Here is an 18,395-nt window from a genome sequence, read left to right as displayed (position 1 = left end):
AGGACCATAACTGCGTTGAGATTCATGAAATCGACAATCTGCTCTGAATTGAGTTGAACAATGTGTGTAGAATCTAACCCACGTTTTCAGGCGGATGCAAGGGCTTATTTCCGGAAATTCAACCGGTGCCGGCTTTTTCGCTTTCTCAAACCAAATCTGTTCACGGCGAGTGGTGCATGACAAGAGCAAAATGGAGCTCCCTGGGATTATCCCTTCTGGTCATCGTCTTATTGGTTGTATGGATGGCAACGGGTGAGGTAAAAGTCGCCAGTGAAGAGGCGCCGGAGGCGCCGGCTTCCGAACAGGTATCTGTCACCCGGGTTGAGGTAATACCGGTCAGCGCGCGGGCTTATCAGCCAGCCCTGAAGCTTCAGGGCCAACTGGAACCCTGGCAGTCGGTTCAGGTCAGTGCCCGCGTGGCTGGTACTGTTGAGCAACTGAACGTTGAGCTGGGGCAGCAGGTGAAAGCGGGTACGGTGCTTGCGACCTTGTCGATGGATGGTCGGGACACGGTGGTACAGCGCTGGCAGGCCAGTATTCGCAAGTTGGAAGCGGATCTGGCCGCCGCCCGGAAGCTGCGTTCCAGCAATCTGGCCGCCGAAACTGAAATACTGCGTCTGCAGAGTGAACTCGCCGCGGCTCGAGCAGAACTCGCTGCGGCTGAACTGGCGCTGAATCACCTCAAGCCCATCGCACCGTTTGATGCCACTGTGAATCGTCGCGAAGTGGACGAAGGCAGTCTGGTGCAGGTGGGAACGCCCCTGTTTGAGCTGGTACAGATAGACCGCCTGAAAGCCACCGGACAGATCCCCCAACAATCGGCGGCGCTGGTTCAACCGGGGCAGGCAGTCGATATACAACTGCTGGACGGCTCCCGGCTGGCCGGCGTTGTCAGTTTTGTGGCCAGCGCTGCCAATTCGGACACCCGAAGTTTTGCGGTGGAAGTGGTGGTGGAGAATCCTGAATTGAAGCGGGCTGCGGGCGGCTCTGCCAGCCTGAGTATTCAACTGCCGGAACAACAGGCCACCTTCATATCGCCGGCTTATCTGGGGCTGGATGACGATGGCCGGCCCGGCGTGAAGTATGTCGATGCCGATAATCGAGTGGTGTTTGAGACCGTGCGGCTGCTAAGCGTCTCGACCGACGGTGCCTGGGTTGCCGGCTTGCCGCCTGAGATTCGCCTGATTACCCGAGGGGCCGGATTTGTCTCGCCGGGTGAACAGGTGCGCCCTGTTGATACCTCCGACCAGCGGGGCTGACCGTCATGCGAGCATTGATTGCCGCGGCCATGGACCGAAGCCGCACCACGCTGTTGTTGTTCCTGTTCCTGCTGTTGGGCGGTATGGCGGCCTACCAGGCGATTCCCAAGGAATCCAATCCGGACGTCACCATCCCGATGATCTATGTCTCGATGACGCTTGAAGGCATCAGCCCGGAAGACGGTGAGCGCCTGCTGGTCCGGCCCATGGAGCAGGAGCTGCGCTCGCTGGAAGGCATCAAGGAAATGCGGGGTACCGCCTCAGAAGGCCATGCCTCGGTAATGCTTGAATTCGACGCCGGTTTCGATCCGGACAAGGCGCTGCAGGATGTCCGGGAGAAGGTGGATACCGCCCGCAGCAAGCTACCCCAGGAAGCCGACGAACCCCGGGTCAATGAAATCAACGTGTCGCTGTTTCCGGTGTTGTCGGTAGGCCTGTCCGGTCCGCTGTCGGAACGCGAGCTGATCACCATTGCGCGCCGACTTCAGGATGCCATCGAAGCCATTCCCGAAGTGCTGGAGGTGGAAATTGGCGGCGACCGGGAGGATCTGCTGGAGATCGTGGTGGATCCCCAGGTGCTGGAAAGCTACGGCATCGATTTTGATCAGTTGGCCTCCCTGGTTACCCGGAACAACCAGCTGGTGGCTGCCGGCTCACTGGACACGGGTAATGGTCGGATGGCGCTGAAAGTGCCGGGAGTAATCGAAACCATCGAAGATGTGATGTCGATGCCAGTGAAGGTGGACGGCGACACTGTGGTTACCTTTGGTGATGTGGCCATGCTGCAGCGCACCTTCAAAGACCCGACCGGCTTCGCCCGCATCAACGGGGAGCCAGCCCTGGTACTGGAAGTTTCCAAGCGCTCGGGCGCCAACATTATTGAAACCATTGAGCAGATTCGCACCCTGATTGATGAGTCCCGGCCCCGGTTGCCGGAGACCCTCGATATCCGCTTCATCATGGACCAGTCCGAGGAAGTGCGCGATATCCTCTCGGATCTGCTCAACAACGTGCTGACTGCCATTGTGCTGGTAATCATCGTGGTGATCGCGGCCATGGGCCCACGCTCAGCTGTGCTGGTGGGGCTCACCATCCCCGGGGCGTTTCTGACCGGCATCCTGGTGATCTGGAGCATGGGCCTGACGCTCAATATCGTGGTGCTGTTCAGCCTGATCCTCGTGGCGGGCATGCTGGTGGATGGCGCCATTGTGGTGTCTGAGCTGGCAGACCGGAATCTGTCGGACGGGCAGCCGGTCAAAGCCGCCTGGGTGGAAGCAGCCTCGCGCATGGCCTGGCCGGTTATTGCCTCCACGGCGACGACGCTTGCGGTCTTCGTGCCGCTGTTGTTCTGGCCCGGAGTGGTGGGCGAGTTCATGAAATACCTGCCGATGACCGTGTTGATCTGCCTGATTGCCTCGCTGGCTATGGCGCTGGTCTTTCTCCCGGTTTTGGGTGGCGTGAGCGGCGGTCGCCGGCACTACCAGGATGCCAGTGAAGGGCGTTTCATGCGGGGCTACCGACAGGTGCTGGCCGCTCTTCTGCAGCGCCCGGGCCTGACCTTGCTCGGCACCCTGATGGTGATTGTTGTGATCTACGCCGCCTATGGGCGCTTTAACCATGGTGTCGAGTTTTTCCCGAGTGTCGAGCCCGAGTCGGCCCAGGTTCAGGTACGGGCTCGTGGCGATCTGTCGGTGTGGGAACGTGATGCCATTGTACGTGAAGTGGAGTCTCGGCTGCAGAATATGCCGGAGGTAAAGGCCCTGTATGCGCGCTCCATGGTGACCACCAGCTCCCAGATGGCGCCGGATGTGATCGGCGTTCTGCAGTTCCAGTTCACGGACTGGTACACCCGCCGCACTGCCACGGATATTCTGGAAGACTTTCGGGAACGTACGGCAGATATCGCCGGTATTGAACTGGAGTTCCGCAAGCAGGAGGGCGGCCCGGCTGAAGGCAAGCCCATCGAGCTGCAGGTCAGCAGTATGGACAGCACACAGCTGGATGGCTATGTCGACAGCATTGAGAACCGCATGCGCGAACTCGGTGGTTTTGTCGATATTGAAGACGACCGGAGCCTGCCCGGGATCGAGTGGCGCCTGAATGTGGATCGTGAGGCGGCCGCTCGATTCGGTACCGATGTGTTGAGCATCGGCAGTGCGGTTCGGCTGGTAACCAATGGCCTGGTGCTGGCCACCTACCGGCCGGAAGATGTTCGCGATGAGGTGGACATTGCGGTGCGGGTGCCCAACAACTGGCGGGAGCTGGATCACCTGGAGCGCCAGACACTGAACACCCCCCGCGGTCAGGTGCCGCTGTCGGAATTCGTGGACCTGGAGCCAGGCGACAAGACCGGCTCAATCGTGCGGGTTGATGGCCAGCGCACGATCACCATCAAATCGGATATTGCGCCGGGCAGGCGAATGGACGAGCTGCTGCGGACCCTGCAGGCTGAGATGCCCGAGCCACCGGAAGGGGTGAGCGTGCGCTTTGCCGGCGAAAACGAGGATCAGCAGCAGGCCGCCAACTTCCTGACCTCCGCTTTTCTGGTTGCGGTTGGCCTGATGTTGCTGATTCTGGTGACTCAGTTCAATTCCCTTTACCAGACCCTTCTGATCCTGTCGGCGATTGTATTGTCCACCGCCGGAGTGCTGCTGGGCTTGCTGTTTTCCGGTCAGTCTTTCGGCGTGGTGATGGTGGGCATGGGCATCATTGCGCTGGCGGGTATTGTGGTGAACAACAACATCATCCTGATCGATACCTTCAACCAGATGAAGCGGGAGGGCAAAGCCGCCTACGAAGCCGCCCTGGAGACCGGTTGTCTGCGTTTCCGGCCGGTGTTGCTGACGGCCATCACCACAATCCTTGGGCTTACCCCCATGGTGTTGGGGGTAAATGTGAATCTGTTGGAGCCATCATTGGGACTGGGTGCGCCATCCACTCAGTGGTGGACTCAGCTGTCCAGCGCCATTGCAGGCGGCCTGGCCTTTGCGACGCTGCTCACTCTATTACTGACGCCGGCTTTGCTGGTTCTGGGAGAACGCACCGGCCAGCGGGTCAGGGGGCTGGTCCGGCGCATTTCGCAGCGTGATCAGTAGCGGATTCGCCCAGCCAACTCCTGGGCCTTCCGGGCCATAGCCTCAAGCTCCGGAACCGTGCGCAGGTTCTGCTCTGCGGCATCGTGCATGGCTTCGGAGATTTCGGCCACTTCTGTGACGTTGCGGTTGATGTCCTCGCTGACACTGGTCTGCTCTTCAGCAGCGGTGGCCACCTGCGTTGTGGCGTCGTTTACCTTGATCATCCTCTGGGTGATGTCTGCCAGTGTGGTTCGTACGGCATCCACGGATTCGCTGCTCTCTTTGGCGACCACCTCAGAGGCCTGCATGTACTCTGTGGCGTCCCGGGAGCCATTCTGAATGGAGGCAATGATCTCATCTATTTCCACGGTGGCGTCCTGAGTTTTGGCTGCCAGGTTGCGAACCTCATCGGCAACGACCGCAAAACCCCGCCCGGCTTCTCCAGCTCTGGCAGCCTCTATTGCGGCGTTGAGCGCCAGCAGATTGGTCTGGTCGGCAATTTCCCGGATTACCCGCATGACGTCGCCGACCTGTTGGCCGCTTTTGGCCAGTTCAGCAACGGTGGCCGCGGAACTGCGGATCTGATCGGTCAATCGATTCATGCTGGCAACCGCCTGGTTGATCTGTTCGTCGGCGTGTCGCGTCTGGTTAGCGGTTTCGTCCACCTGGCTGGCAACAGAACTTGCGTGCTGTGCGACGTCCTGAGCGGTGGCTGACATCTCGTTCATCGCCGTGGCTATCTGGTCAATGCGTTGGTGCGCTTTGTCAGACTGAGAGGACACTGCGTCGGCGTTGGACCGAATCATCGCTCCGGTGTCGGCCAGCTGAGACGCGTTGTGTTGCATCATTTCGCCGGTTTCCCGCAGGAACCGGTGCAGGGTTCGGGCGGTGTCCGCCAGTCGACCCAGCTCGTCCGGGCGTTTCAGGGTTACCGGGTCTGTCAGGTCGCCCTCACCAATTCTGCTCAGTTTGGCAATCAGCTCCTGGGTCGGACGTACCACGGATGTCACCAGAACACCAAGACAGGCCAGCGTGCCCATCACGATGGCAGCGAGCAGCAAGCCACCCATCAGCCAGGTGGTTTCCGTTGCGCTGTCCCGCAATTCGCCGGAGTGGGAGACGGCCACGTCACGAATTTTGTTGGCCGCCTGCTCAATCAGTTGCGCGGGTTCACGATCAATCCCGGTCACCGCTTCATCGCCCTCGGTATGATCGTACCCCGAGGCCACGAAATCCTGGTATCCCGTCCGGTACGCTTCGCCCATCCGTTGATGGGCGGCCCTGAACCGGTCCATCAGCGCGCGGGCTTCCTGATCAGCGATTCTTGGGATCAATTGGTCCAGCTGTTGTTGGATACTGGACTCGGTCTTCTGGAACCGTTGCCAGTATTTATCGCGCTGGGCATCGTCGGCGCCGCGAATCAGGACGTTCTTCCATTCCTGAACCTGTGTCTTGAAATCGCTGAGAATGTCTTGCGCTTGCAGGGCCAGGACAATCTCATCACTGATCAGGTGCTCGTATTCATCCTGGCTGGAGAGTGATCGGTTGAAGTAAATGCCTGCAACAATCGCAATCAGAAGGTTGGAGACCACGATGATGGTAAGGATCCGGTTAAGGATGCTTTTGTTGTACCAGCGCATGGGCGGGGTCCTGTAAGATGCTAGGGCTAATGGATTATCGTGGCGGTCTCTGGCGGGCTGCCTGACTGGTTTATCGGCCGACATTTTATATTATGAACCCTCTCACAGAAATTTATCGTGATTCCCAGCTTCTGGTGGTTCACAAACCGGCCGGGTTGCTTATGCATCGCAGCCCGATTGACCGCCATGAGACGGAATTCGCGTTGCAGTACGCCCGTTCTATGAACGGCGGAGCGCATGTCTATCCGGTGCATCGGCTGGACCGGCCGACCTCTGGCATCGTTTTGTTCGCCAGGGATCAGGCAACGGCGAGGGTACTGGGGCTTGCAATGATGGCGGGCGAATTCAAGAAGACCTACCTTGCGTTGGTTCGAGGTTGGGCGCCGGAACAGGGCGTGATCGATCATCCACTCCGGGAAGAGCCCGAAGACCGCCGATTGAAGGGAGAAGAACAGCCCGTCCGGCCGGCCCTTACTCGCTACCGTTGCCTCGCCACCACGGAGTTGCCGGTCTCTATTGAGCGTTACCCCACCAGTCGTTACAGCCTGGTGGAGCTGAAGCCCGAAACCGGCCGGAAACATCAGCTCCGGCGGCACATGAAGCATATTAGTCATCCGATTATCGGGGATGCCAATCACGGGCGTGGCCGGCACAACCGGTATTTTGCTGAACGGTTCGGCTATGGGCGGTTGATGTTAGCGGCCACTGAGCTGGAACTTTCACACCCGGCCACCGGGGAAGTCCTGCGGTTCTCCGCCCCTCCCGAGGAGAGCTTCCGAACTGTGCTGGAAATATTTGAACAGGATACGGTGACGGGTTAAGGGCTGACGCCAGCCAGATCGGACAACTTGTGTAGCTTTTTATGTCAATTTGCGACAAATAGTACTTTCAGCAGACGTTGTCGCTACCTTGGTGCATACTCAGTCGTAAGCTTATAACAAATAACAAGTGCGTTTGACGCCCGAGACTGCTATGCCACGGCTTTTTGTCTTCCTGACGCTGTTCTTTTATTTGGTGCTCCCTTCCATTGCCCATGCAGATGCCGGAGAGTGGGGGCCCTTTTCCAAACGCCTTGAGCTTTCACGGTTCGTCGATTACTGGAAGGAGACAGGGTCGCCATCGGTTGCTGACATACGGAACCTTCCGGACCAGGCCTGGACCCGAAACGGTAGTGACAGTGTCAGTCTGGGGTATGGCGAGGATATCTACTGGTTTCGGGTAAAGCTCACCAACACGCTGAAATCGGAAGCCAGTAATTTTCTGGAGATCGGTTACCCTGTCCTGGACCATATTGAGATCTACCGTGAGGTCAGGGGGAAGCTGCTCGAACCGCTGATCCTTGGGGATAAGCGTCCTTTCTACGATCGGCCGATCCACCATCGCAATTTCATTGTCCCGTTGGTGCTGCCCCCGGAATCGTCCACAACGGTTTATCTTCGGGTGGACACCACCAGCTCTATGCAGGTGCCCATGACGCTCTGGGAGCAGGATGCCTTCTACGCGGCTGAACAGGCTCGTAGCCTGTTTGAGGGGATCTATTACGGCATCGTCCTGGTGATGATGCTTTACAACCTTTTCGTCTTCATGGCTGTGGGAGAGCGCAGTTTTCTCTACTACGTTGGCTATATTGCAGCGATGCCGCTTTTCCTGGCGTCACTGCACGGTGTGGCGTTCCAGTACCTCTGGCCTGAGGCGACCTGGTGGAACGACCAATCCATTATTGTGTTCCTGAATCTGGTGGTGCTGTTCGGGGGAGCCTTCAGTATTCGCTTCATCAGTGTGACAAGAAAAAACCACCCGTGGCTGAACCGGTGGACGATGGCGATGATCATGACGGCCGGTCTGCTTGCCCTGGCGGGCCTTCTGATTCCCTACAGGCTGATGATTCTTCCGACCATTCTGGTTGCCTTTGTGGGATGCTCCACCATGCTTATGCTGAGTGTGGTGCGCTGGCTGAAGCGTGACCCAGCTGCCCGGTATTACACGGTGGCCTGGGTGTTTATGCTGTTCGGGGGCATCGTATTGGCGCTGAGCAAATTTACCATGCTACCCAGGAACCTGCTGACTGAGAATGCCACTCAGGTTGGCTCGGCCCTTGGTGTGATTCTGTTATCACTTGCGCTGGCTGACAGGCTGAACCGGGAGAAGAAGAAGTCGTTTGCGGCCCAGCAGAAGTTATTGCGTGAGGAACGCAAAGCTCGACTGGCCCAGGAAAAATCGTTGCGTGTTCAGCAAGAGGCTAATGCCCTGTTGGAGGAGAGGGTGCAGGAGCGGACCCGTGACCTGGAATCCCTGAACGAACAACTACTGGAACTGAGTGCGACGGATCCCCTTACCGGACTCAAAAACCGGGGGCACTTTGACAAAAAGTTTCAGGCTGACGTGGTCCATGCCTATCGGTTTGAGGAGACGCTGTCGCTGCTGGTGGTAGATATTGATCACTTCAAGAGCTTTAACGATACCTACGGCCATCTGGTGGGCGATGACTGCCTGAAAATGGTCGCCGACTGCATCAAACGGCACGTCACCCGGCCGCAGGATCTGGCCGCGCGATACGGCGGCGAGGAGTTTGTTGTCCTGTTGCCAGACACTCCGGAAGCGGGCGCCGTTCGGGTCGCCGAGAGAATCCGCGAGGAGATTCAGAAAACAGCTTTCCGGGTCTCGGATCAGGTACTTCATCTCACCGTCAGTATTGGTGTTTGCAGCTGCGCGCCCGCCCGGGCGGACGCCACCAAAGCGTTGTTTGCCTGCGCCGATGACGCGCTTTACCAGGCCAAGGCGGAGGGTCGTAACCGGGTAATTGCAAATACCCAGGCCGGGCGGGACCACGCAGTCTGTCAGGCCTGATTTGACCGGGCTGCCTGGTTAAGGGTTGGCCAGGGGTGGTTGGCTTCCAGCGCGTAGGCAATCTCGAGCAGCGTGCGCTCATCGCCATGCCGACCCATAAACTGCACCGAAATAGGCAGGTGCTGACTGCTTTCCCCCATAGGTAAGGCGATAGCCGGAGCACCAGTGGCGTTGGCCAGCGGCGTAAAACTCACATAGCGGGTCAGACGTTCGAACAGGGTATCGAAAGGTACGCCGGGGCTTAGATGGCCCAGCGGCGGTGTGGTATGTCCCAGGACGGGGGTCAGCACCGCGTCATAATCATTCATGTGCCTCTGATAGTCGTGCCAGGAGCGTTTCAGCCGCCAGATGACAGCGGGCAGGCGCCAGAACTGGCGGCGGAACATTTTGTCCAGGCCATTGGTCAGACCGTCCACTCGGGATTTGTCGAAATCCGGGTGATAGAGCTTCTTACCGCGGGCTTTTACACCGAACGCGAGCATCCCCCAGTAAAGCGCAAAGTCATCCGGAAATGAGCTGGCGACCGGCACATCCATGGGCTCGATAATGTGCCCCAGCTTTTCCAGGTAGCGGGCCGTCTGCTCCACGGTTTGCCTGGTTTCCGGGTCGGTGGGGTGGCCGTTGATGGAGTCCAGCACCAGGCCAATGCGCAACTGTCGGCCAGAGGGGCCCTGCACATGCCCGATGGCGGGTAGTTTCCGGTTCCTGAACCAGGACTCGGCGTACGCCAGGAAGCCGGCGGTATCGCGCACTGAACGCGTGACGACACCATCACTGATGATGTTCACGGGCAAATCCCGGGCGGCATCGTTATCCACCACTCGGCCTCGTGTAGGTTTCAGGCCTACCAGCCCGCAACAGGCAGCCGGTATGCGGATAGAGCCGCCACCGTCATTGGCGTGGGCGATGGGCACCACGCCGGCTGCGACCAGGGCGGCAGCACCGCCTGAGGAAGCGCCACAGGAATAGTCCAGGTTCCATGGGTTGCGTGTCGGGTCTCCCTGGGCGGGCTCAGTTGAGGCGTTAAAACCGAATTCCGGCAGTGTGGACTTGCCCAGGCAAATAAAGCCCTGGGCCAGCATCTGTTCGGCAAAAGGGCTGGTTCTTTTCGCCACCCGGGGCGTGACAGCCTGTGAGCCGTGCCCGGTGGGCAAACCCTCAACGTCCGTGTTGTCCTTGATATAGGTAGGCACACCGGCAAAGGGGCCAGTCTGGGCGCCCGGTCGCTGGCTCTGTGTCAGCGCTGGCTGATAACGTTCGGCCACCACACCATTGATCACCGGCGCCGCCAGCTGTGCCCGCTCAATCGCCGCCGCCGCCACTTCCTGCGCCGAAACCTCGCCTGAACGAATCCGTTCAGCAAGTGCGGTAGCGTCGTTGTCGGCCATCGCGTCGTTGCGGAAACAATGGAAGCGGGTACTGGGTGGCTGATTCATGGCGGCTCCTGAAAGCAAAAACAGAGGCTTACTAACATAACCCAGGCTTAAACGTGACGATATGTCATTTCAGGTATGGCGTCACAAAATGGGTGCAAAATATGGCAGCAAAGGATTGATCGGTGTCTCTTTCAATGCAGCCTCAAGCACAGTAAGCTGTTTGCCAACCTACTGAACCAGAATGAATAATGGATCTGATCGAGCCTGCTGTCCGGGTTTTTCTCGGCGTTTTTTTCCTGATGATTGGTCTGCAGTTTGCGGCCCGTACGCTCGGCCTGTATTCACGATTAGGCTTCTCTCACATCAACTATGGCAGGGCCGGTACGGCTACCTGGTGGCATCGCCACACCTTTAACCTGTTCCGGGCTGCGATTCTGCTGGTTTGCCTGGCCAGGATCTGGGTTGATCTGGACGCCTGGCTGGGCGTTTTCCCCCTGCTGTACCACTGGCCGGTGTTACTGGCCGGGGCTGTGCTTCTGCTGGTTTCCTACACCGCCGTGAACTATCTGCAGGCCTACATGCATGAGGACTGGCGTTCCGGCATTGATGACCAGCATGGCAGTGGGCACCTTCTGACCGATGGACCTTTTGGTCGCAGCCGGAACCCGCTGTTTCTGGCGGTGATGACGGGGCAGTTGGGGTTCTTTCTGGCGTTGCCCAGCGTGTTTTCGCTGGTGTGCCTGGTGACTGGCGTGCTGGTGATCATGCGCCAGGCCAGGGAGGAAGAGAAAGCCCTGGCCAGGCGTTTTGATGAACAGTACGAGGCCTATTGCAAACGGGTGCCCCGCTGGTTCTGACTGTCGGGTTCAGGACGCTTTGTTCCGCGCTTCCTTGATCACGTCGTAAGCGTGGCTGATTTCACGGGTTCGTTCTTCCGCCATTTCCCGCATACTTTCGGGCAAGCCGCGTCCGGCGAGTTTGTCCGGGTGGTTTTCACTCATCAGCTTGCGGTAAGCGCGCTTGATCTCGGCGTCTGAGGCCTCTGGCGAGACGCCAAGAACCTTGTAGGCATCATCGATCTGCTGGCTGCTGGAATAATTGCGGGTACCGCCCGCCTGGCCGGCATGGGCACCACGCAGCATAGCTTCAAGCTGGTCGACCTGACTTTCCGGCAGCCCCAGCCCACGGGCGATACGAACCAGCATTTCGTGCTCGGCCGGATGTACCTGCCCGTCTGCGGCAACCGCAGACACCTGTACTTGCAGAAACATCTGCAACAGCACCGGCTGGCGGCCGGAAGCCTGCATGAAGCGCTGGAGTTCGGCGTCCAGGTCGAAGTCCGATGCCTTACCCCGGTTGAACGCTTCCTTGGCCATGGCTTTCTGGGATTCGTTCAGTCGAAAGCGAACGAACATGGCCTCTGCCATCTGGATTTCATCCCGTGAGACCACGCCATCGGCCTTGCACAGGGCGCCCATCACCGCGAACACGGATTCAATGAAACCGGCCTGCAGCCCCTGAAGCTTGCCCAGCAGTCGGCTTTTCATGCGCTGGAACAGGAACGCACCAATGGCTGCGCCAACCAGAAAGCCGGGGAATCGACCAAAGGCATAACCGATCAGACCGCCAAAAATGATTGCGAACAGCATTCTCTATCCTTCGTTGAGTAAACAGTCCTGAGAATATACGTGTTTTTGGTCAGGGCTTCATGAACAGGCTTTCATCCACGGTATCAATCTGCTCGGCCTTCAGGTGCTGGGCACCGTAGCGCCGATAGGTTCCGGAGCGTACGAAGAGCAGGAATACCTCCCGGTCTATATGGCCCTGTCTGGTCATGTTATCCATGATGTTCAGCGCTTCAGACAGTGTCTTGCCCTGCTTGTAAGGGCGATCCACGGCGGTCAGCGCCTCGAAGATGTCAGCCACGGCCATGATTTTCTCGGGAATGCTCATGTCCTCACCGCTCAGGCCGAAGGGGTAGCCCTTGCCGTCCACACGCTCGTGGTGAGTGCCGGCCAGCCGGGGCACACGGGCCAGACGGTCTGGCAGGGGCAGGGCATCCAGCATGCAGATGGTCTGCACGATGTGTTCGTTGATACGGAAGCGCTCTTCTTCCGTCAGGGTGCCGTACTGGATGGTCAGATTGTGGAGTTCTCCCCGGTTGTAGGCATACTCAGGCAGCTTCATGTCAAAGCCCCAGAGATTGCGCGGGTCGTCCCGCTGGACCGGAGGCACCCGGTCGCCCCAGGTGCGAATATGCCAGGGTTTGTCTGCCAGCAGTGGCTCTGTGGCGGGCAGTGCCGCTTCCGGAGAATCCGCCAGGGCTTGCTGCTCATCCCCGGAGAGGCCCAGTCGGTCACTGAAATGGCGTTGCCAGGTCTGGGCTCCGATCTGGCGAATGCGCGCTACATCCTCGTCCGACATGGACTCACTGCCCACATTGGCGTTTGCCAGGAAGCCAAAGTCAGCCTGCAATTGTGCCTGAGCCTCATCTCTGTAACGGGCAGCCTCGGTCGGGTCTTCTCCATTCAGGCAGGCTTGAAGGTAACGGATCTCGGCATCCCGGTGCAGGATTTCAAAGCGGGCCCGGATTTCGTGGATGCGGTTATAGATGGTTTCCAGCTTTACGGCTTTGTCGACCACATATTCCGGGCTGGTGATCTTGCCGCAGTCGTGCAACCAGGCCGCCAGGTGAAATTCGTAACGTTCGTCTTCGTTCATGCGGAAATGGGCAAAAGGCCCTTCCGATGCCTGCTCTGCCACCTCCGTGATCATCTGGGCGAGCTTGGGCACCCGCTCGCAATGGCCGCCGGTGTAGGGCGACTTGGCATCAATGGCGCTGGCCACCAGGCGGATAAACCCATCGAGCAGGGCCTGCTGGCTTTCGATCAGTTCACGGGTTTCGATGGCAACTGCGGCGGAGCCGGCAATTTCATCCACGAAAACAATCAGGTCATCACTGAGGTGGGTGTGGTCGCCCACTTCCATTTCGATGATCAATGCACCAATGAGTTTCTTGCGTCGATTACGCAGGATGGCAAACACCGGGTGGCCGGATATGTGGTTTCTGAGCTGGCGAATGATCTCGTTATCGTCTGCCGCCTGGTTGATGGCTGGCAGGCTGGCGGGCAGTTCAAGTCCGCGGTTAACAGCCAGGTCGAGCTTATGTTCATGGCTGCTGTACAGGTAAATAGCGCCCCGTTCCTGGCTGACGATGGCGATGATCTGATCAAGAATGTCGCGTAACAACTGGTTCAGGTCCTGGCCCCGGTTGAGCACCGTGGCGATGTTCTGGAAGCTTCGGATGGTGCGGGCCATGTCATCCAGGGCAATGCTGAGTTCCGAGGCTTCCCGGATATGGGACTCCGAGCGGATTGGCGTGTCAAAGCGGAAGCGGGAGAGGCTGCTGACCCGGTCGGTCAGGCGTTCAAGGGGTTTGCCCACCTGGCGCCCCATAAACCAGCCAAGTATCAACAGCAGAAGCGCTATGGCGCCGGCGATCGCGGTCTGTCGGGCAAGGGCGGCCCAGACATCGGCCAGCAGTTCATCCGAGGGAATGGCGACAACTACTGAGAGTGATTCATCGGGCAGGGTTCCAAGTTGCTCGGCCATGCCATACCAGTCACGGCCCTGCTGCTGAAAGCGGCGGATTTCCCGGTTGGTGCCCGGCTCAAGCACCTGGCGGATCACGGCATCGGGTTCGGTGTTACCGTCGGCGTCTGCAAGGAGTTCCCCGGAAGCGCTGACAATGGCCAGCCGGCTGCCTGCGGTCTGTTTCAGCTCCGCCAGTTGCGAGCCCAGGTCGGTCACGGTGACATCAACACCCAGCACGGTACCCGGGATACTGGCGGCCCTCTGAGACAGGGTCAGCCCGGTTTCCTGGGTGGTGAAAAACACATAAGGCGCTGATAGCTGGAGCGAATCTCCGGCCCTGGCTGCCTGATACCAGGGGCGCTGGCGGGGATCATAGTCGTAATCCGGCAGCGAGCGGCGTTCGAGCAGTTCCAGGTCGCTGTTATAGAATTGCCAGATGCCCTTGCGCAGGTTGCCCTGGTATTCCAGGCTTTGCAGCAGATAGCGACTGGTTGCGGGGGCGTCCGGAAACTGGAGTGAGCCCGAACTGCGAATCTTACGGAACAGGAAAAAATCGCCATTGTCATAGCCTGCGTATACCGCACTGACAATATCGCTGCTGGTGAGCACATCGGCAATCACCGGAAGGCGTTGTAGTCGTTGCTCAAGGGTGGAACTCTGGGTGAGTGGGTCGTGCCGCAACAAGGCCAGCGCCGTAGCCGGCGGTTGGGTAATGGCATTGATACGATCGTCCACGCTGAGAGCCAGCTGTCGAGCAGTGGCGGCGGCAGCGGTGACCTTGGCCTGTTCCATGCCCCGATAACTCTGGGCCACCAGTGTTATGGCCAGTATCAGCATTCCCAGGGTGATGGCAGACGCAATCAGGAATGCCAGTGATACCCGGGCGGTCTGTTTGTTGTGTGGCGGTTTTGTCTGTCTCACAGCGTCGGGATCCAGCGACGGATGAAGGGTTCTCTAAGTGTAGACGCTCTGCGGGCGTTATTCTGATTTCAGAAGATAAACGGGTGGCTTATGACGCCAGATCTGTTTTCCGGGTTGAATGATCAACCGACAGTGGAAGCCTTTGACGAGGGCGTGGTTGTGCTACGGCGTCATGCCGTGAAGCACCAGCAGGCCTTGATGCGAGATATAGATCAGGTGACGCGACACGCGCCGTTCCGCCATATGAAAACGCCGGGTGGCCATCAGATGTCGGCCGCCATGACCTGTTGCGGCCCCCTGGGGTGGGTGACTGACGAGACAGGGTATCGCTACCAGCCCCAGGATCCGTTATCCGGGCTTCGGTGGCCGGCTATACCCGATAGCTTTGTCTCATTGGCCCGCAAGTCGGCCCGGGAAGCGGGATTTCCCGGCTTTGACCCGGATGCCTGCCTGATTAATCGCTATCAGCCAGGGGCCAAAATGGGACTGCATCAGGATAAGAATGAAAAAGACTTTGCCTGGCCCATTGTGTCGGTGTCCCTGGGGCTGCCCATTGTGTTTCAGTTTGGTGGACTCAAGCGCAACGACCGCCCCGCGCGTATTCTGCTGGAACATGGTGATGTGGTGGTCTGGGGCGGCCCGGCCCGTTTGCGTTACCACGGCGTTCTGACTCTGAAAGCCGGTGAACACCCGGTGACCGGCTCGGCCCGCTACAATCTGACCTTCCGTAAGGCTGGCTGATACCTCATTGCAGCCAGGCGACCAACAGGCCTGCGGCCAGAGATAACACCATCGGGCCAGCCACCAGCAGACCGGTTTGTCGGTTGCCGATACTCCAGGCGATGCCCGATTTCACCAGATTATTCACCGCTGCCGCGATGACAATCCCCAGCACGGCTGCATCCATGCCCAGGCCATCGTTGGACATCCTGGTAAGAGACAGGGTGATGGCATCGACATCCGCCACGCCAGAGGTGGCGGCCAGGGCGTAAATGCCGACATCGCCAAAGGCATTCTTGAGGAATTCCCCCAGTAACAGAATGGCGGTCAGCAAGAAACCGAACACCAGTGCGGAAGAGAGATCCAGCGGGTTCTGGTTCATGGTGGGCTGGCTCACCTGCAGTTGCCGGGCGTTGCGGCGCCAAATGATCAGCGCGGGCACGTAGAGGAGGGTGGTCATCATGGCGACCGGCCAGATCAGGCTGGGCAGCAGTGCCTTGTTGATGACCAGGCAATAAACCAGAATCCGGGGGAACATGGTGCCGCAGGCAATCAGGATGCCGGCAGCAAACTGCGGGCTGAAGTCGGGATTTTTCGCCGATTGCCGGGCGAAGTGCAGGCTCAGGGCGGTAGATGAACTCAGCCCGGCAAACAGGCTGGTGAACAGAATGCCTTTGCGGGCCCCGGCGACCCGGATGGCAAAGTAACCGACAAATGAGATGGAGGCGATCATCACCACCATCCACCAGATTTCCCGGGGGTTGAGCACGCCACCCGGGCCCATGGCCTCGTTTGGCAGCAGAGGTAGCATCACCACCGAGATCAAAAGCAGTTTAAGGGCAGCGTCGAGTTCGCTGGCCTGAAGCTTGTGCACCCAGCCGTGGATTTCTTCCTTGTTGTCCAGAATGATGGCGGTGACCACCGCAGCAGCGGTGGCGATCACCGGATCCACCGCCACGGCAACAGCGCCGAAACAGAAGGTCAGCAACATGCCGACCATGCCGGTAATGCTGAAATTGCGGATGTGTTCCAGGCGCTCGCTGTAGGCCACCAGCCCCATGGCCACTACACTGAGTAGCAATACCGGAAAGGCCCAGGGGGTAATCTGCTCCGACAATACGGCGGCAATACCGCCCAACAGCCCGACCAGTGAGAAGGTGCGGATACCGGCAATGCGTTCCCCGGATTTCTGCTCCCGGGCATCCCAGCCCCGCTCCAGGCCAATGATGGCCCCGAGCAGCAAGGCCACGGCCAGATTGATGGTGGTCTGGTTGGCGTTTAGGAACTGGCTTGCTACATCGTCCATGTACTTGTCACCACAAAGATTATTTAAACGCATTCTAGGCAATTAGCGGCCCCGGCGGCACCCCCGGTCTGTCTGGATGGCCAGTCTGGCCATACTTTCAGGACGGTTTCTGGTACCCTTCGCGGCCCCGATCTGATATCCCCAGGAATTGAAAGCGACACCCCTGACCATGACAAACGCACTCAAGCAGAACTGGTTTTCGAACATCCGTGGCGACTTACTCGCCGGAACCGTGGTTGCGCTGGCACTGATTCCGGAGGCGATTGCCTTCTCTATCATTGCCGGGGTTGACCCGAAAGTGGGCTTGTATGCCTCCTTCTGTATTGCCGTGATTATTGCCTTTGTAGGTGGCCGCCCGGGAATGATCTCGGCGGCCACCGGCGCCATGGCGCTGCTGATGGTGACGCTGGTGAAAGAGCATGGGCTGCAATACCTGCTGGCGGCAACCCTGCTGACCGGTGTGATCCAGATTGCCGCCGGCTACCTGAAACTGGGCGGCTTGATGCGGTTTGTATCCCGTTCAGTGGTGACCGGTTTCGTGAATGCTCTGGCCATCCTGATTTTTATGGCCCAGTTGCCGGAACTCACCAATGTGACCTGGCATGTCTACGCCATGACCGCCGCTGGGCTGGCTATTATCTATCTCTTCCCGCTGATACCCACTGTGGGCAAGTTGATTCCGTCTCCGCTGGTTTGCATCGTCGGTTTGACCATTGTCTCCATGGTTATGGGGCTGGATATTCGTACCGTAGGCGATATGGGTGAATTGCCGGATACCTTGCCGATTTTTCTGTGGCCAGACGTACCGCTGACGCTGGAAACCCTGATGATCATCCTGCCTTATTCACTCGGTCTTGCCGTGGTAGGGCTGCTGGAATCCTTGATGACGGCGACGATTGTCGATGATCTTACGGACACGACCAGCGACCGTAACCGCGAGTGCAAGGGCCAGGGCATTGCCAATATCGGTTCCGGCTTACTGGGCGGCATGGCCGGCTGCGCGATGATCGGTCAGTCCATCATCAACGTGAAATCCGGTGGTCGCACACGTTTATCCACGCTCACGGCCGGTGTCTTTCTGCTGATTCTGGTTCTGGTGCTCGACAAGTGGCTGGTGCAGATTCCGATGGCCGCCCTGGTGGCCGTGATGATTATGGTCTCCATCGGTACCTTTAGCTGGGATTCCATCCGTAATCTCAGGGAGCATCCATTGTCCACCAATATCGTGATGCTGGTTACGGTCATTGTGGTAGTCGCCACCCACAACCTGGCTTTCGGCGTGCTGGCCGGTGTCCTGCTGGCGGCCCTGTTCTTCGCCAACAAGGTTGGCCATTACATGCTGGTTACCTCCGAGCTGGACGAGGCAACAGACACCCGTCGCTATACCGTGGTGGGCCAGGTGTTTTTCAGTTCCTCGGAAAAATTCCTGGAATCCTTTGACTTCAAGGAAGCGGTGGACAATGTTGTGATAGACCTCAGCCGCGCGCACTTCTGGGACATTACCGCCGTTGGCGCGTTGGACAAGGCAGTGATCAAATTCCGCCGTGAGGGTGCGGATGTGGAAGTGATTGGCCTGAATGAGGCCAGTGCCACCATCGTTGACCGCTTCGGGGTGCACGACAAGCCCGACGCCGTTGACCAGCTGATGGGGCACTGAT

At 58.7% G+C, this 18,395-nt stretch carries 12 protein-coding genes; 7 read left to right on the top strand and 5 right to left on the bottom strand.

Annotation, left to right across the window (positions count from 1 at the left end):
• The first annotated feature begins 176 nt into the window (after positions 1–176).
• Both ACAM27_RS14610 and ACAM27_RS14605 read left to right on the top strand, forming a co-directional pair.
• On the top strand, positions 177–1,259 hold the full coding sequence (locus ACAM27_RS14610) for an efflux RND transporter periplasmic adaptor subunit (protein WP_369612190.1): 1,083 nt from the start codon (positions 177–179) through the stop codon (positions 1,257–1,259).
• 5 nt (positions 1,260–1,264) lie between these two features.
• Positions 1,265–4,354, top strand: a complete 3,090-nt coding sequence (locus ACAM27_RS14605; RefSeq protein WP_369612189.1) for an efflux RND transporter permease subunit — start codon at positions 1,265–1,267, stop codon at positions 4,352–4,354.
• Here the strand turns inward: ACAM27_RS14605 and ACAM27_RS14600 are convergent.
• A complete protein-coding gene (locus ACAM27_RS14600) occupies positions 4,348–5,973 on the bottom strand; it encodes a methyl-accepting chemotaxis protein (RefSeq protein ID WP_023009347.1) in 1,626 nt (541 codons plus the stop codon). The two genes, ACAM27_RS14605 and ACAM27_RS14600, sit on opposite strands and share 7 nt — an antisense overlap.
• Before the next feature lie 92 nt (positions 5,974–6,065).
• On the opposite strand from ACAM27_RS14600, the gene ACAM27_RS14595 reads away from it, so the two are divergent.
• Positions 6,066–6,794, top strand: coding sequence for a pseudouridine synthase (locus ACAM27_RS14595; RefSeq protein ID WP_222179931.1), 729 nt, complete (start codon positions 6,066–6,068; stop codon positions 6,792–6,794).
• Between the two features lie 151 nt (positions 6,795–6,945).
• Complete coding sequence (locus ACAM27_RS14590; RefSeq protein ID WP_369612188.1) at positions 6,946–8,820, top strand: diguanylate cyclase; 1,875 nt, start codon at positions 6,946–6,948, stop codon at positions 8,818–8,820.
• On the opposite strand, the gene ACAM27_RS14585 is transcribed toward ACAM27_RS14590, so the two are convergent.
• Positions 8,811–10,256, bottom strand: a complete 1,446-nt coding sequence (locus ACAM27_RS14585) for an amidase (protein ID WP_369612187.1) — start codon at positions 10,254–10,256, stop codon at positions 8,811–8,813. The genes ACAM27_RS14590 and ACAM27_RS14585 overlap by 10 nt on opposite strands.
• Positions 10,257–10,444: 188 nt before the next feature.
• On the opposite strand from ACAM27_RS14585, the gene ACAM27_RS14580 reads away from it, so the two are divergent.
• Complete coding sequence (locus tag ACAM27_RS14580; protein WP_023009343.1) at positions 10,445–11,053, top strand: isoprenylcysteine carboxylmethyltransferase family protein; 609 nt, start codon at positions 10,445–10,447, stop codon at positions 11,051–11,053.
• A gap of 9 nt (positions 11,054–11,062) precedes the next feature.
• On the opposite strand, the gene djlA is transcribed toward ACAM27_RS14580, so the two are convergent.
• Complete coding sequence (gene djlA, locus ACAM27_RS14575; protein WP_011785578.1) at positions 11,063–11,845, bottom strand: co-chaperone DjlA; 783 nt, start codon at positions 11,843–11,845, stop codon at positions 11,063–11,065.
• A 49-nt stretch (positions 11,846–11,894) separates the two neighbouring features.
• Complete coding sequence (locus ACAM27_RS14570; RefSeq protein WP_226611020.1) at positions 11,895–14,711, bottom strand: HD domain-containing phosphohydrolase; 2,817 nt, start codon at positions 14,709–14,711, stop codon at positions 11,895–11,897.
• A 90-nt stretch (positions 14,712–14,801) separates the two neighbouring features.
• Here ACAM27_RS14570 and alkB point away from each other — a divergent pair, with 90 nt between their 5' ends.
• Entirely contained in the window at positions 14,802–15,452 is a 651-nt protein-coding gene (gene alkB, locus ACAM27_RS14565; protein ID WP_369612186.1) for a DNA oxidative demethylase AlkB, read from the top strand.
• Between the two features lie 4 nt (positions 15,453–15,456).
• On the opposite strand, the gene ACAM27_RS14560 is transcribed toward alkB, so the two are convergent.
• Complete coding sequence (locus tag ACAM27_RS14560) at positions 15,457–16,737, bottom strand: MgtC/SapB family protein (RefSeq protein WP_183579290.1); 1,281 nt, start codon at positions 16,735–16,737, stop codon at positions 15,457–15,459.
• Between the two features lie 169 nt (positions 16,738–16,906).
• On the opposite strand from ACAM27_RS14560, the gene ACAM27_RS14555 reads away from it, so the two are divergent.
• The gene (locus ACAM27_RS14555) at positions 16,907–18,394 is read left to right on the top strand and encodes a SulP family inorganic anion transporter (RefSeq protein ID WP_011785574.1); all 1,488 of its coding nucleotides are present in this window, start codon (positions 16,907–16,909) and stop codon (positions 18,392–18,394) included.
• Position 18,395 lies beyond the last annotated feature (1 nt).

The organism is Marinobacter sp. RI1, from assembly GCF_041155085.1.
Classification (GTDB): Bacteria; Pseudomonadota; Gammaproteobacteria; order Pseudomonadales; family Oleiphilaceae; genus Marinobacter; species Marinobacter nauticus.
Note: the sequence above shows the minus strand (reverse complement) of the source record. Positions and strands in the feature narration are given on the sequence as shown.